14 protein-coding genes are annotated in these 13,592 nt (G+C 67.2%); 11 read left to right on the forward strand and 3 right to left on the reverse strand.

The window, feature by feature from the left end:
- Positions 1 to 108: 108 nt before the first annotated feature.
- From RF641_RS05640 to RF641_RS05650, 3 genes are read left to right on the forward strand one after another with little or no spacing between them, the layout of a single operon-like run.
- Positions 109 to 1,086, forward strand: coding sequence for a nitrilase-related carbon-nitrogen hydrolase (locus RF641_RS05640; protein WP_424572742.1), 978 nt, complete (start codon positions 109 to 111; stop codon positions 1,084 to 1,086).
- Positions 1,079 to 2,101, forward strand: coding sequence for an agmatine deiminase family protein (locus RF641_RS05645; RefSeq protein ID WP_047120201.1), 1,023 nt, complete (start codon positions 1,079 to 1,081; stop codon positions 2,099 to 2,101). Before RF641_RS05640 ends, RF641_RS05645 begins: the two co-directional genes overlap by 8 nt.
- Before the next feature lie 30 nt (positions 2,102 to 2,131).
- Positions 2,132 to 3,652, forward strand: coding sequence for an APC family permease (locus tag RF641_RS05650; RefSeq protein ID WP_424572743.1), 1,521 nt, complete (start codon positions 2,132 to 2,134; stop codon positions 3,650 to 3,652).
- A gap of 56 nt (positions 3,653 to 3,708) precedes the next feature.
- Here the strand turns inward: RF641_RS05650 and RF641_RS05655 are convergent, their stop codons facing one another.
- A complete protein-coding gene (locus RF641_RS05655) occupies positions 3,709 to 4,884 on the reverse strand; it encodes an FAD-dependent oxidoreductase (RefSeq protein WP_113607063.1) in 1,176 nt (391 codons plus the stop codon).
- Positions 4,885 to 5,121: 237 nt separating this feature from the next.
- On the opposite strand from RF641_RS05655, the gene RF641_RS05660 reads away from it, so the two are divergent.
- The 3 genes from RF641_RS05660 (at position 5,122) to RF641_RS05670 (ending at position 7,477) form a co-directional block, all read left to right on the forward strand.
- Positions 5,122 to 5,865 (forward strand): sulfite exporter TauE/SafE family protein, encoded by a 744-nt coding sequence (locus RF641_RS05660; RefSeq protein ID WP_082123997.1) that lies wholly within the window; start codon positions 5,122 to 5,124, stop codon positions 5,863 to 5,865.
- A gap of 46 nt (positions 5,866 to 5,911) precedes the next feature.
- Complete coding sequence (locus RF641_RS05665; protein WP_146955960.1) at positions 5,912 to 7,096, forward strand: hypothetical protein; 1,185 nt, start codon at positions 5,912 to 5,914, stop codon at positions 7,094 to 7,096.
- A gap of 192 nt (positions 7,097 to 7,288) precedes the next feature.
- A complete protein-coding gene (locus RF641_RS05670; protein ID WP_047120197.1) occupies positions 7,289 to 7,477 on the forward strand; it encodes a CsbD family protein in 189 nt (62 codons plus the stop codon).
- A gap of 96 nt (positions 7,478 to 7,573) precedes the next feature.
- Here the strand turns inward: RF641_RS05670 and RF641_RS05675 are convergent, their stop codons facing one another.
- Positions 7,574 to 8,086 carry a DUF3253 domain-containing protein gene (locus RF641_RS05675; protein WP_113607062.1) on the reverse strand — a complete coding sequence of 171 codons (513 nt, stop codon included), beginning with the start codon at positions 8,084 to 8,086 and terminating at the stop codon, positions 7,574 to 7,576.
- 249 nt (positions 8,087 to 8,335) lie between these two features.
- Between RF641_RS05675 and RF641_RS05680 the strand changes: the two genes are divergently transcribed.
- The 5 genes from RF641_RS05680 to RF641_RS05700 all read left to right on the forward strand — a co-directional run bounded on the left by RF641_RS05680 (position 8,336) and on the right by RF641_RS05700 (position 13,016).
- On the forward strand, positions 8,336 to 9,463 hold the full coding sequence (locus RF641_RS05680; protein WP_424572744.1) for a type III polyketide synthase: 1,128 nt from the start codon (positions 8,336 to 8,338) through the stop codon (positions 9,461 to 9,463).
- On the forward strand, positions 9,463 to 10,164 hold the full coding sequence (locus RF641_RS05685) for a methyltransferase domain-containing protein (RefSeq protein ID WP_120991131.1): 702 nt from the start codon (positions 9,463 to 9,465) through the stop codon (positions 10,162 to 10,164). The genes RF641_RS05680 and RF641_RS05685 overlap by 1 nt, the downstream gene beginning before the upstream one ends.
- Positions 10,161 to 11,315, forward strand: coding sequence for an FAD-dependent oxidoreductase (locus RF641_RS05690; protein WP_424572745.1), 1,155 nt, complete (start codon positions 10,161 to 10,163; stop codon positions 11,313 to 11,315). The genes RF641_RS05685 and RF641_RS05690 overlap by 4 nt, the downstream gene beginning before the upstream one ends.
- A gap of 61 nt (positions 11,316 to 11,376) precedes the next feature.
- Positions 11,377 to 12,675 carry a 23S rRNA (adenine(2503)-C(2))-methyltransferase RlmN gene (rlmN, locus tag RF641_RS05695; protein ID WP_231735894.1) on the forward strand — a complete coding sequence of 433 codons (1,299 nt, stop codon included), beginning with the start codon at positions 11,377 to 11,379 and terminating at the stop codon, positions 12,673 to 12,675.
- Between the two features lie 65 nt (positions 12,676 to 12,740).
- Complete coding sequence (locus RF641_RS05700) at positions 12,741 to 13,016, forward strand: hypothetical protein (RefSeq protein WP_047120192.1); 276 nt, start codon at positions 12,741 to 12,743, stop codon at positions 13,014 to 13,016.
- Here the strand turns inward: RF641_RS05700 and RF641_RS05705 are convergent.
- Positions 13,013 to 13,531: a hypothetical protein gene (locus RF641_RS05705; protein ID WP_424572746.1), complete on the reverse strand. Its 519-nt coding sequence runs from the start codon at positions 13,529 to 13,531 to the stop codon at positions 13,013 to 13,015. The genes RF641_RS05700 and RF641_RS05705 overlap by 4 nt on opposite strands.
- Positions 13,532 to 13,592 lie beyond the last annotated feature (61 nt).

The following is a 13,592-nucleotide window of genomic DNA, read 5'->3' on the forward strand; positions in this document are numbered from 1 at the left end:
GAGCATATCCGAATTAAACGAAAATCATTCGTTTACCTCTTGCGTGTGACGCGGGGCACTGCTTATTCTGTAAACGAATCACATTCGTTTTAGCGATGGAGCATAGCCATGAAAGAAATACTCGCCCTCACCCCGCCGGCCTCTCCGGCCCGCGTGGACGCCGCCGAGCGCGGGGAACTGACGGTCGCGCTGGTCCAGCACCGCTGGCACGAAGACCCGCAGGCACTGCGCGACGAACTGGAAGACGGCATCCGCCGCGCGGCCTCCCGAGGGGCCAAGATCGTGTACCTGCCGGAGCTGACGCTGAGCAAGTACCCGGCCTTCGTGGTGCCGAACCCGGACGCTGCCGACGAGTCCGCCGAGGACCTGGAGAGCGGGCCGACCGTCGCCTTCGCCCGCGACATGGCCGCGCGCTACTCCATTCATGTGCACATTTCGCTGTTCCGCAAGGCCCCGGCCGAGGACGGCCTGGGACTGAACACCGCCGTGGTCGTGTCGCCGCAAGGCGAAATCGTCGCGCTGACCAACAAACTGCACATTCCGCGCACCGCCGGCTACTACGAGGACAAGTACTTCCGCGAAGGCCCGAGCGAGGATCCCTACCCGGTGCACCGCCTCGAGGAGCTGAACGGCCTGGCCATGGGCTTGCCCACCTGCTGGGACGAATGGTTCAGCGAACCGCCGCGCATCTACTCGCTGGCCGGCGCGGACCTGGTGGCCTACCCGACGGCCATCGGCTCCGAACCGGACCACCCGGACTTCGACACCGAACCGCTGTGGCGCCAGACCATCATCGGCAACGGCATCGCCAACGGGCTGTTCATGGTGGTCCCCAACCGCTGGGGCGACGAAGGCGCACTGACCTTCTACGGTTCATCCTTCATCTCCGACCCGTACGGCCGCGTCCTGGCCCGGGCGCCGCGCGACGAATCCGCCGTCCTGGTGGCAACCCTGGACCTGGACGCCCGCCGCGACTGGCTGACGCTCTTCCCGTTCCTGCGCACCCGCCGCCCGGAAACCTACGGCGCGCTGACCGAAGCCCGTGCCGAGTCCGGCTTGGGAGAGATGAGGCGCTCCCATGTCTGAGTTCCTCATGCCCGCGGAAACCGATCCGCACGAACGCATCTACATGGCCTTCCCCTCCGGCGGCTACACCCTGGGCGACACCGCCGAGGAGGCCGAAGCCGCGCGCAGCACCTGGGCCGCGGTGGCCAAGGCCGTCGCCCGCTTCACCCCGGTGACCATGGTCGTGGACCCGCAGGCCGAATCGGACGCCCGCCGCCACCTGGGCGAGGAGGTCAGCTACGCGCTGCGCGAGCTGGACGACGCCTGGATGCGGGACATCGGGCCGACCTTCGTGCGCGACGCCTCCGGCGAACTGGCCGCCATCGACTGGAACTTCAACGGCTGGGGTGCCCAGTCCTGGGCCTCCTGGGGCAAGGACTCGAAGATCGCCGCCCAGGTCGCGCAGCTGGAGCAGACCGCCCGGGTGCAGTCCTCGATCACGAACGAGGGCGGCGGAATCCACGTGGACGGCGAGGGCACCATGCTCGCCACCCGCAGCGTCCAGCTGGACCCGGGACGCAACCCGGAGGCCAGCGCCGCGGACATCGAGGCCGAGTTCGCCAAGCAGCTCGGCGCGCAGAAGGTCATCTGGCTGGAGCGCGGGCTGACCCGGGACAACGAGGAGTTCGGCACCCGCGGCCACGTGGACATCGTCGCCTGCTTCGCGGAACCCGGCGTGGTGCTCTACCACGACCAGCAAGACCCGGCCCATCCGGACCATGCGATTTCCGCCGAGGTGCGCAGCCTCCTGGAGGCGGCCACCGACGCCAAGGGTCGCAAGCTGCGCCTGGTCCCCGTCCCGGCGCCCAAGACGCTGAAGGACGAGGAAGGCTGGGTGGACTACTCCTACATCAACCACCTGGTCACCAACGGGGGAGTCATCGCCTGCTGCTTCAACGATGAAAACGATGCGCAGGCCGCGCGGATCCTCGCCCAGGCCTACCCGGGCCGCGAGGTCGTCGCGGTGGACGCCACCGAGCTGTATGCCCGCGGCGGAGGAATCCACTGCATCACCCAGCAGGTTCCGAAGCGATAGAACACCCCGCCCGGTAAAGGATCCAGTGCGATGAAAGACAAGACGAAACCCAGCCGGCTGAGCACCAGCCCGGTCACCGAAACAGGCAAGGGCCTGACTGCAGGCCAGATCGGCCTGTTCACGGCCATCGTGATCGGCGTATCCACCATTGCGCCCAGCTACGTGGTGGCCAGCACGCTCGGCCCCACCGCCGAAGCGGTGGGCACGCACCTGCCGGCCATCTTCATCGTCGGGTTCATCCCGATGTTCCTGGTGGCCCTGGGCTACCGCGAGCTCAACCGGGCCATGCCGGACAACGGCACCACCTTCACCTGGGTGTGGAAGGCCTTCGGGCCGCGTGCCGGGTGGATGGGCGGCTGGGGCATGCTCGCGGCGAACATCATCGTGCTCTCCAACCTGGCCGGGGTGGCGGTGGACTTCTTCTACCTCTTCCTCGCCCAGGCCACCGGGCAGGAACAGCTGGCCGAGCTGGCGTCCAACCCGTGGATCAACGTGGCCACCTGCTTGGTGTTCATGCTGGGCGCCACCTGGATCTCGGTGCGCGGGCTGCACGCCGCCTCGCTGGTGCAGTACCTGCTGGTCGGCTTCCAGGTGGTGGTGCTGCTTTGGTTCACCATCGCGGCCCTGGACAAGGCGGCCCCGGCGGTGCAGTTCTCCGCCGAGTGGTTCAACCCGCTGGGCATCGATTCCTTCTCCGTCATGGCGGTGGGACTGAGCCTGTCCATTTTCGCCTTCTGGGGCTGGGACGTCTGCCTGTCCATGAACGAGGAAACCAAGAACGGCGAGCGCACCTCCGGTCTGGCCGCCGGGTTCACCGCGGTGATCGTGCTGGCCGTGTACCTGCTGACCTCCGTGGCGGCCACGGTGTTCGCCGGGGTGGGGGATTCAGGTCTGGGCCTGGCGAATCCGGAGAACATCGGCAACGTGTTCGCGGCCCTGGCCGGCCCGGTCATGGGGCCGGCAGCCATCCTGCTGTCGCTGGCGACCCTGGCGTCCTGCGCGGCTTCGCTGCAGTCCACCATGATTTCCCCGGCCCGCTCGATGCTGGCCATGGGGCACCACGGGGCGCTGCCGCAGGCGTTCACCCGGATCCACCCGAAGTTCGGCACTCCTGCCTTCTCCACCATCGTGGCGGCGGTGGTCTCCACCGGCTTCTACGCGATGATGCGTTTTGTCTCCACCAACGTCTTGAACGACACCATCCTGGCGCTGGGCATGATGATCTGCTTCTACTACGGGGTCACTGCATTCGCCTGCGTCTGGTTCTTCCGCCACACGCTTCTCGCCTCGGCGCGCAACTTCCTCATCCGCGGGCTGGCTCCGCTGCTGGGCGGGCTGGCGCTGGTGGCGGTGTTCCTGCAGACCACCGTGGACTCGCTGGACCCGGAGTACGGTTCCGGGACGCACGTGGCGGGCATGGGCCTGGTGTTCGTGGTCGGGGTGGGAATCCTGGTGCTCGGCGCGGTGTTCCTGATCGGGGCCCGCAAGCGCCGTGCGGCGTTCTACGAATCCCGTCCGGAAACCAGGTACGTGAAGCAGGAAACTTCCTAGCTCCCGCAGCGCGCAGCCCGGCCCTTCCGCAGGGCCGGGCTGCGCGTGCGCTGGGGCTAGGACACTCCGGCCCGGCTCCGGCGTTCGAGGAACACCGGGATGTCGATTAGACGGCTGGCCGCGAACCGCGGGATCGTTCCGGCCGCCCCGGTGGCCAGCTGGGCCAGGTGCTCGCCGATGGCGGGCACGAACTTGAAGCCGTGGCCGCTGAACCCTGCGCCCACGGTGACCGGCCCCAGCCGGTCGAGGATGAAATGCTCGTCCTCCGTGTTGGCGTAGGTGCAGGACACCGGCTCGAAGCTGTCAGGATCGGTGCCCGGAAGCCAGCGGCGGGCATAGGCCTGCAGGGCGTCGAGCTGCTCGGCGACCGGCCGGTGCGGGCGGCGGTCCGGATCGATGACTTCGCCCGATCCGTGCCAGCCGACCTTGATGCCCTCGCCCGGGGTGTGCATGCCGTACACCGGAGCGAAAATCCTCAGGCCGTCGTGGTCTCCCGGGGCGAGGGTGTGGTTGAAGCCGGGCCAGTGGGCGGATTCCCCGCGCCGGGCGAAGTGCACCGGGTGCTCCTCGGTGACGTGCAGGCGCGGCAGCTCGAAGCCCGGTCCCAGCAGCGTGCGGGTCCACGCACCAGCGGTGAGGATGACATGGCGTGCGGACAGCGTGCCGGTGCGCCGGCCGTCATCCACGTGGATCTTGACCAGCTCATCCGAGACGACCTCCAGCTGGAGCGCCCGGTGCCGGTGGCGGATCTCGGCTCCGGCGGCGGCTGCCAGCCGCTGCAGGGTGGCCACGGCCAGGTCGGCATTCAGCTGCCCGTCGCTGGGAATATGCAAAGCCTGCGTCTGGAACCTCATGCCGGCAAAGCGCTCGCCGGCCTCGGCTGCGTCCAGCAGTTCGCTTTGGATGCCGGCGGCCGTAAGCGTCCTGTGGATCGCCTGCTGGCCGGGTTCGTCGCCGTGATTGACCAGCCCGGTCCGGTTCAGCAGCTTGACCTTGCCGGCCTGCGAAAGGTCTTCCCACAGTTGGTTCGCGCGGCGCAGGAGCCCGACATAGGCAGGATCCGCGTAGGCGGGGTTGAAGTTGCGTGTGCTGCCGTGGGACGCGCCCTCATGGTGTCCGCGGGCGAAACGCTCCAGCAACAGGACCTGGTGTCCCTGGCCGGCAAGGGAGAAAGCGGCGGCCGAGCCCATGGCTCCGCCCCCGATGACCAGGAAATCGACGTCGGTGCTCATCTCTTCAGCCTAGGCCCGGTGACTCGCCGGGCCGACGCCGGGGTCGTAATATTGCGGGTCGGACGGCGCCGTTACCGGATTGGTGCGGAGGCCGGGAATGGTTCAAGTCAGGCCTTGTTGACGTGTATCGTCGAATACAGAGGTCGAGTGTGCATTTTCGGGGACTGGTCTTCCCGCACCTTCCCAAGAACGCCGCGCCTCGGCAAACCATGACAAGCAACCAGGAGCGGAGTCCGCGTGGAGCAAACAGTGCAACTCGGTGCGTTGATCGGCTTGGCGGCAGCGGTGTTCGCAGGGGCATCCACGCAACGCATCTCCGGTATGGGTTTTGCGCTGGTAGCCTCTCCATTCCTGGTCTTGGTGCTCGGGCCGTTCGAAGGCATCATGCTGGTGAACTTCCTTGGAGCGTGCAGCAGCTTGCTGATCTTCGCCCAGGTCTTCCGGCAGGTCGAATACAAGAAGATCGCGCTGCTGCTGGTGCCCGCGGTGATCATGACCTTCCCCGGTGCGTGGGTGGCCACGCTGCTCGGCGGTCCTTGGCTGACCATCGGCATCTCGATCATGGTGATCCTCGCGCTGGGCGCCAGCTTCCTGGTCCGCAATCTGCCGGCCGCGCAAAGCAAGGGGCTGGCCATCGGCGCCGGCGCCATCTCCGGATTCATGTCGGTCACCGCCGGCGTCTCCGGCCCGGCCATCGCCGGCTACGCGGTGGCCAGCCGCTGGCCGCAGGCGAAATTCGCGATTTCCGTGCAGCTCTACTTCCTGGTCCTTGCGGTGTCCTCGCTGGTCGCCAAGGGCGGCATGCCGCAGCTTGACTGGATCCAGTGGACCGCCTGCCTGGTGGCCATGGTGCTGGGTATCGTGCTGGGCAATTTCCTGGCGCCGAAGATCCCGGCGAAAGTCAGCCGTGCCTTCGTGGTGCTAGTCGCGCTTGCCGGAGCGGTCGGCCTGCTGGTCAACGGCATCACGGAACTGGTCTAACGGCCTGCCCGGCACTGCCTGAATTGTTCATGGAACAATGGATGTCGTGCCTCTCCACTTCCCCGAACCGACGAATCCCAAGCGCGTGACCGAACTCGAAATCGAGCGGAACGCGCTGTGGTCGGGACTGTTCTGCGCGCTGTTCGGGATGGCCACGGCCTTGATCATCTTCGCCGGCGAGCGCCCCGCGCTGTTCGGCGGACTGTCGGTGGGTTCCGTGGCTTCGGTGACCGGCGGCGTCTCGGCGGGGCTGTCCAGCGCCTATGCGTTCCGGAGCCTGCTGCGCCAGCGTGAACCGTGGCTGCGCCGCATCCCGGCCTGGCGCCAGTATGTTGCCGCCCTCGGCCTGGTACTGGTCCACGTGGCCAGCACCGTGATGATGATCCTGGTGGCCACGCACCTGTTCCAGCAAGCGTTCATCGGCCTGCGCCTCGATGTGCTGGCCGGGTCGCTGGCCGTCAGCGGCATCACCGGGCTGAGCGCCTATTTGGCGCTGGTGGCTACGGCGCGCACCAGCGCCGAGAACCTGTCGGTGGTCCTGGGCATCTACATGGCCGCCGGAGTGCTGATCAGCATGCTGCTGGCCGAGGACCAAGGCTGGTGGCAGGGGATGTTCTCCCGGCTGGGGACCTCGCAATCCGGTATGGGCTCCTTCTGGACGTTCAACACGACCATGATCATCTCCGGACTGGTGCTGATCTCGTTCACCGAGTTCCTGACCAGGGACCTGGACGTGCTGTCGCGGACCTACCGCTGCCGTCCGAACCTTGAACGCTACCCGCTGATTCGCAAGCTGCGCCCGCGCCCCCGGGTGGTGGGCTGGTGCCTGGTCGCGGTGTCCGTGGGAATCATCGGCGTGGGCAGCGTCCCGATGAACCTGTCCCTTGGGGTGCATTCGGCGTTCGTCCAGCTGGCCTCCGCCGCCATGATCATCCTGCTGCTGGGAACGATGGTCCTGCTGCCGGGGTATCCGGCGGTCTTCCACATGATGTCCCTCTCTGCCGTGGGTGCGCTGTGGGTGGCGTTCCTGCTCTGGGATTCCTGGTCCTACTACAACCTGACCGGTTTCGAGCTGTCGGCCGTGGCGATCCTTTTCACGTGGATCTCCGTGTTCATCCGCACCACCGCGGCGATGATCCGCGATCGGCAGCAGCCGCGCAGCACGCATGGCCCGGGCACACGCAGCGTCCACCGCGATCCGGCGCCAAGGACTGAAAAGCCTGCCGTCTGAAATGTGCCGCGCTGCTCGGCCGGTAGCCGCGCATGGGCCCGGTTCGTAGTGCCCCGTTCCGGGCAGTGTTCCTGCACTTGCCTGACATGCATCCTTGACGTTTCCTTGGAATTATCCAGCGGCGAGACCGGCGGACAACATTTTCTGTAGCGTAATGGGTGTCGTTTCAACCGAATAACTGAGGAGGGCAAGATGGGTCTCGGAGACAAGATTCAGAACAAGTCAGAAGAAGTTGTTGGCAAGGCCAAGGAAGCCACGGGCAAGGCGACGAACGACAGGTCGTTGCAGGCCGAAGGCGTCAAGGATCAGGCTGCCGCGAATGCCAAGCAGGCTGGCGAAAAGGCCAAGGACGCGTTCAAGGACGCAACCGACAACAAGTAGAAGTCGATCACGCCAGTGGCCCCGTCGTTGCGACGGGGCCACTGGCGTGTCCAAGGGCCGCTCCTCCAGTTTCGTGCAAGCCATTGTCCGTACGGCCTAATCTTGCTCCCGCGGGTCCATTCGGGCCAGTTGCAGTCGCACGGGACCACAGACATTGTGCGCATCGACGTCATGCCCTTTCTGGGTCACCCGAATCGCGCCGTCTGCGGCCAGGGAAGCGGCCACCTGCCGGACGCGTTCCATCCGGGACCGCCAGCGTTCGCCACCCCCGCCGACGATGCGTGCGACATCGCTGGGACAGATCGAGGACCCCTGCCTCTTGCGCAGCAGGGTGAAGATCGCCGCCCGGATGCGTTCATCCAGCTTGTCCTCGCGGGCTTCTTCCCACCACGGCTGTCCGCGCTCGCCCAGAGCCAGCTTCGCCTCGTGGACCCTGGCGCGGGCTTCTTCGTCCCCGCGTCCTATCTCACGGCGGGCATTCATCAGTTCGTCGACGAGCTCCTGTCGGAGCTTCGGCGGGATCCCGGGATCGCTCGCACGCCACTTCCGGCCGGAAATGACCAGATATCTGCCGTCTTCCGTTCGCTCCACTGCGTCTTCATTGCTCATGGTTGCCTTTATTCCGCCTCACTCATAACTTGTTCCCATGCCGCCTGCGGCGCATGCATGACGGGGTTTCAGGGTAGGACATTTCACGCTGCCGTTGCGAGGGGTTCCAGACGGCTGCCAGCCGTCGTGGCACGCGACGACGAGTGGAGAGCTGGCACGTGCACCCGCGGCGCTGGCGGCCGATCCTGGTTTCCTGGCAGTTGCGTGCGATGGTTTACACCGGTCGCGCGCAGGTCCTAGGCTCGGGTCATGCCAGTGATCATCAGAACGATCCAGACCGCCGTACCTTCGACAGTCTTGAAGCAGGACGACGTCAGGGACGTCTTCGCCGCACAGCCCGACCTCAGCCGATTGGGACAGCGGCTGGTGGCGACCTCCTTCAACTCCGCGGACATCGACACCCGCTACAGCTGCGTTTCGGAATTCAACACCGAGCTGCCCGAACCGGCTGAACCGATGTTCTATGACCGTTCTTCCGGCCTGCTCAAGTCGCCGAGCACCGCCGAGCGGAACCGGGTCTACGTGGAGCACGCAGGCGAACTGTTCATCGAGGCCGCGCGGAAGGCGCTGGATGCCTGCCCGGGGCTCGAACCTGCGGATGTCACCCACGTGATCACGGTGTCCTGCACCGGCTTCTACAACCCCGGCCCGGACTACCAGATCGTGCGCAGTCTCGGGCTGAATCCCTCGACCGTCCGCCACCATCTGGGATTCATGGGCTGCTATGCAGCATTCCCGGCGCTGCGCGCGGCCCGGGATTTCTGCCTGGCCGACGAGAACGCCACCGTGCTGGTGGTCTGCGTGGAGCTGTGCACGTTGCACGTGCACAGCTCCAACGACCCGGACACCATCATGGGCTCGGCCATCTTCGCCGATGGCGCCGCCGCCGCGGTGGTGGCCCGGGGCGGCGAGGGGCTGCAGATCGACGACCTGAAGACCACGCTGACCCCGGTGGGCGAGGAATCGATGGCCTGGAACATCGGGGACCACGGGTTCGAAATGGTGCTGGGAACCTACGTCCCGCACATCATCGACGACCACATCACCGACGCGCTCACGCCGCTGCTGGACGCCGACGCGGAGGGACCGCTGGAGATCGGGCAGATCACCCACTGGGGCATCCACCCGGGAGGCCGCGCCATCCTGGACCGGATCCAGAACCGGCTGCAGCTCTCCGAAACGCAGCTGCACCCGGCCCGCCGGATCCTCAAGGACTACGGCAACATGTCCAGCCCCACCGTGCTGTTCGTGCTCAAGGAAATCCTCGAAGCCGGCAGCACCGGCGCCGGAGAACGCGTCTGCGCCATGGCCTTCGGCCCCGGGCTCACGGTGGAAACCGGCCTGTTCACGGTGGCGACGGTTTCCGGAACCAGCTGATGCGGCGGCGTCCCGACGAGCTGGAGGCCATGGACCATCCGGACTGCGACCCCGTGCTGCTGAACCGGACCTACGCCCAGTTCCCGCTGGTAAACAGGGCGGTCGGCGGATGGAAGGGGATCTACGCGCAGCAGATCGCCCCGCTGCTGGCCTCCGGCGAACCGGCCCGCCTGCTGGACATCGGCTGCGGCGGGGGAGACATCGCCCTGCAGCTGGCCCGCTGGGCACTGCGCGACGGCTACGAGCTGGGCGTGCTGGGCATCGACCCGGATGAGCGGGCCATCGCCTTCGCCCGGCAGGCCGCGGCGAAAAGCGTCCTGCCGGCCGGGAAGATCGAATTCTTGCGCTGCACCAGCGCGGACCTGGTGCGCGGCGGAGAGGTCTTCGACGTGGTCATCTCCAATCATCTGTTGCACCACCTGGACGATGCCCAGCTGCGCGGGATCCTGGCCGACACCGAAGCCCTGGCCACCGGGCTGGGGCTGCACGCGGACATCCGGCGCTCCCGAATCGCTTCGCTGCTGTTCGGCGCGGCGACGCTGCCACTGGCAAGGACCTCGCTGATCCGCCGCGACGGGCTGGCCTCCATCCGCCGCAGCTACACCCCGGTGGAACTTGTCCGCCGCGTGCCTGCCGGATGGCAGGTGCATACCGCCAAGCCGTTCAGGAACCTGCTGGCCTACCGGCCGGCCTGGGCATGACCGCAAAGGCAAAGGGGGCGAAAATCATGGATGGCGCGGCGATCATCGGCGGCGGGCCGGTGGGGCTGGGTCTGGCGGTGCTCCTGGCCCAGCAGGGGTGGACCGTGCGGGTCTTCGAGCGCCGCCGCGGAATCTCCGCGCACTCCCGGGCCATCGGCCTGCACCCTCCGGCCCAGCAGGTGCTGGCCCGCGCCGGGCTGGCGGCGCAGCTCGCAGAGCAGGGCACCGCAATCCGCCGGGGAGTGGGAATCAGCAACGGCCGGCAGATCGCCGAGCTGGACTTCTCCTCGCTGCCCGGCCCCTACCCGTACGTGCTGGCGCTGCCGGAACACCAGACCATGACGCTGCTGCGGGACCGGCTGCGCGAACTGGATCCGCAGGCCCTGGCCGAAGGCCATGAATTCCATGGCATCGAGGGACAGTCGCGCGAATCCATCCGCTTCACCGTGGCCGGGCCCGGGGGAGTGCAGACCCGGGAAGCCTCCTGGCTGATCGGCGCCGACGGGGTGCAGTCGGCGGTGCGCGCCGAGCTCGGAGCGGGGTTTCGCGGCAGGCAGCTGCCGGACCGCTACCTCATGGGCGACTTCCCCGAATCCACCGGCTGGTCGCAGACCGCCGCGCTGTTCATCGAGTCGCAGGGCATCGTCGAGTCCTTCCCGCTGCCGCAAGGCCTGCGCCGCTGGGTGGCCAGACTCGGACGCCGGCAGTCGGTGGACACGGACCTGCCGACGCTGATCCGCGCACGCACCGGCCACCGGCTGGACGCCCAAGCCTGCACCATGCGCAGCAGCTTCGCCACCGCCAACCGCAGGGCAACCCGCATGGTGCAAGGCCGGGCGGTGCTGCTGGGCGATGCCGCGCACCAGATCAGCCCCATCGGCGGGCAGGGCATGTGCCTGGGCCTGATCGGTGCGGCGCAGCTCGCGGAGCTGTTGGCCTCCGGCGCCGGCCCGGAGGACGGGCAGCTGCAGCAGTTCCAGGCGCGGCAGCTGAAAGCCGCCCGGCAGGCTGGCCTGAAAGCGCACCTGAACATGGCGCTGGGCCGGCCGGTGGCGCCGTGGCTGCTGCCGGCGCGCAACCTGCTGTTCAGCGCCGCGGCGGGGAACCGCACGGTGCGCGATACGGTGGCCCGCAGCTTCACCATGACCTGAATGCCGCGCGTGCCCAAACTCACCGCCTGCACCCAGCTGATACGTGAAACAATGGATGGTGATGACTTCGAGCAACCCCACCACACTTTCCGCTGACGAGCGCAAGGCCCTGCGCCAGGAGCAGGCCGCCGCCCAGCGTGCCCAGCAGCTGCGTATCTCCACCTCCCGCGCCCAGGCCGAAGGCCGTGCGCAGGTCATTCCGACCGCCGAGGGATGGAAGCAGGAGATGGGCGCCGACGGCCGCCCCGAACTGCAGTTCGCCACCAAGCGCCGCGTCTCCCAGCCGCCGACCCACCTGGCTGACCTCACCCTGGCCGAGCGCCAGGAGAAGCTGAAGGAACTGGGGCTGCCGGCATTCCGCGCCAAGCAGCTCTCGGTGCACTACTTCCAGCACTACACCACCGACCCTGCCAAGATGAGCGACCTGCCCAAGGACCGCCGCGAGGAACTGGTCGACGCGATGTTCCCGAAGCTGCTGACCGAGGTCAAGCGGCTGACCACCGACGACGGCAAGACCATCAAGTTCCTGTGGCGCCTGTTCGACGGCTCGCTGGTCGAGTCCGTGCTGATGCGCTACCCGAACCGCATCACCCTGTGCATCTCCTCGCAGTGCGGCTGCGGCATGAACTGCCCGTTCTGCGCCACCGGCCAGGCAGGCCTGACCCGCAACATGTCCACCGCAGAGATCCTGGACCAGATCGTCCAGGCCAACCGCGTCATCGCCGAAGGCGGACTGGGCGGCCAGAAGCACCCCGACGAGCGCGTGGGCAACATCGTGTTCATGGGCATGGGCGAACCGCTGGCCAACTACAAGCGCGTCATGAACGCCGTGCACCGCATGGTCGCCGAAGCCCCGGAGGGCCTGGGCATGAGCGCTCGCGGCATCACCGTCTCCACCGTCGGCCTGGTTCCTGCCATCCGCAAGCTGGCCAACGAGGACGTGCCGGTCACCTTCGCGCTATCGCTGCACGCACCGGATGACGAGCTGCGCGACGAGCTGATCCCGGTGAACTCGCGCTGGAAGGTCGACGAGGCGCTGGATGCCGCCTACGACTACTACGTGAAGACCGGACGCCGCGTCTCCATCGAGTACGCGCTGATCAAGGACATGAACGACCACGAGTGGCGCGCCGAAATGCTGGCGAAGAAGCTCAACGCCCGCGGCCGCGGCTGGGTGCACGTGAACCCGATCCCGCTGAACCCGGTGCCGGGCTCCATCTGGACCCGCAGCGAGCCGGACATCACCTCGAAGTTCGTGCGCCGCCTGGACGAGCTGGGTGTGCCGACCACCCTGCGCGATACCCGCGGCAAGGAAATCGACGGCGCCTGCGGCCAGCTGGCCGCCGACGGCGACAAGTAGCCACCGCTACGCCGGGCGGAGAAGCCTATACTTTGGCTAAGACCTAAGTAGAGGGAGGACTGCTCATGAGCACGATTCGGCTTCCGAGGATTGCCGTCTCCCGGGACCTGGCCAAGGACCTGGTCTGGGCCGACGAGGTGAAAGCCGACGAGCCGGTGGTGCTCGACGGGCGCTGGATGGTCGTGAACAACGAGGACTTCGCCAGCCAGCTCGCCACCGAGCTGCGCAACCGGAACATCGTGCACTTCGAGGTGCTCGGCGGCAGCCCCGAATGGCAGGACGCCATTCGGGCCGCCGGGGCCACCCATGACGTGCAGATCAACGTGCAGTCGCTGGACTAGGCGTCGATCCAGCGGATGTTCTTCCCCGAGCGCTCCAGCACGGTGTCCCAGAGCTTCTGCTCCTCATAACCCTGCTGCCTGCCCGAGTTGTTGAAGAACAACTCCGCGTACGTCTCCCAGCGGGCGTACTCTTCCCGCAGTTCGTTGTTGTCGATGCGGCTGGCCGCGGTGCGGAATTCTCCCTGCAACGCGGCCTGGGCCAGCGCCGGAAAGGGATCGGGACCTCCGGAGCCCGACTGCAGGTGGTCCAGATGCGCCGTCCATTTGCTGCGAAGCTCCAAGGCCACATCCTGGACCGCGATCAGCGCACGCAGCTGCGCGGTGTTCCGGCGTTCGGTGCGCTGCGCCCTGCGGTTGCCCAGCACCGTCACCCAGGTGATGGCCAGACCCGTGAGCAGGCCGAGAATCGCGGTGGTCCACGGGGTCAGGCTCAGCGAGGAAATGTTCTTGCGCATGAAATCGCATAGCTGGACCAGGTCCTTGGAATCCAGTTGCCCGCACGTTTGAATCTGCATCACGCCACCTCGCCGCCGCCTATCCAGATCATGCCGGTATTCTATGCGCGAATCCAGCAGG

The sequence above is a fragment of the Arthrobacter sp. 'calajunan' genome (assembly GCF_046940185.1).
GTDB lineage: Bacteria > Actinomycetota > Actinomycetes > Actinomycetales > Micrococcaceae > Glutamicibacter > Glutamicibacter soli.

What these genes read in the sequence shown, in the direction of transcription:
- RF641_RS05670 (WP_047120197.1), top strand. Translation starts at nt 7,289, where the DNA reads ATGGGTCTCGGAGACAAGATTCAGAACAAGTCAGAAGAAGTTGTTGGC.
- RF641_RS05675 (WP_113607062.1), bottom strand. Translation starts at nt 8,086, where the DNA reads ATGAGCAATGAAGACGCAGTGGAGCGAACGGAAGACGGCAGATATCTG.
- RF641_RS05640 (WP_424572742.1), top strand. Translation starts at nt 109, where the DNA reads ATGAAAGAAATACTCGCCCTCACCCCGCCGGCCTCTCCGGCCCGCGTG.
- RF641_RS05705 (WP_424572746.1), bottom strand. Translation starts at nt 13,531, where the DNA reads ATGCAGATTCAAACGTGCGGGCAACTGGATTCCAAGGACCTGGTCCAG.
- RF641_RS05655 (WP_113607063.1), bottom strand. Translation starts at nt 4,884, where the DNA reads ATGAGCACCGACGTCGATTTCCTGGTCATCGGGGGCGGAGCCATGGGC.
- RF641_RS05690 (WP_424572745.1), top strand. Translation starts at nt 10,161, where the DNA reads ATGACCGCAAAGGCAAAGGGGGCGAAAATCATGGATGGCGCGGCGATC.
- RF641_RS05650 (WP_424572743.1), top strand. Translation starts at nt 2,132, where the DNA reads ATGAAAGACAAGACGAAACCCAGCCGGCTGAGCACCAGCCCGGTCACC.
- RF641_RS05645 (WP_047120201.1), top strand. Translation starts at nt 1,079, where the DNA reads ATGTCTGAGTTCCTCATGCCCGCGGAAACCGATCCGCACGAACGCATC.
- RF641_RS05680 (WP_424572744.1), top strand. Translation starts at nt 8,336, where the DNA reads ATGCCAGTGATCATCAGAACGATCCAGACCGCCGTACCTTCGACAGTC.
- RF641_RS05685 (WP_120991131.1), top strand. Translation starts at nt 9,463, where the DNA reads ATGCGGCGGCGTCCCGACGAGCTGGAGGCCATGGACCATCCGGACTGC.
- rlmN (WP_231735894.1), top strand. Translation starts at nt 11,377, where the DNA reads ATGACTTCGAGCAACCCCACCACACTTTCCGCTGACGAGCGCAAGGCC.
- RF641_RS05700 (WP_047120192.1), top strand. Translation starts at nt 12,741, where the DNA reads ATGAGCACGATTCGGCTTCCGAGGATTGCCGTCTCCCGGGACCTGGCC.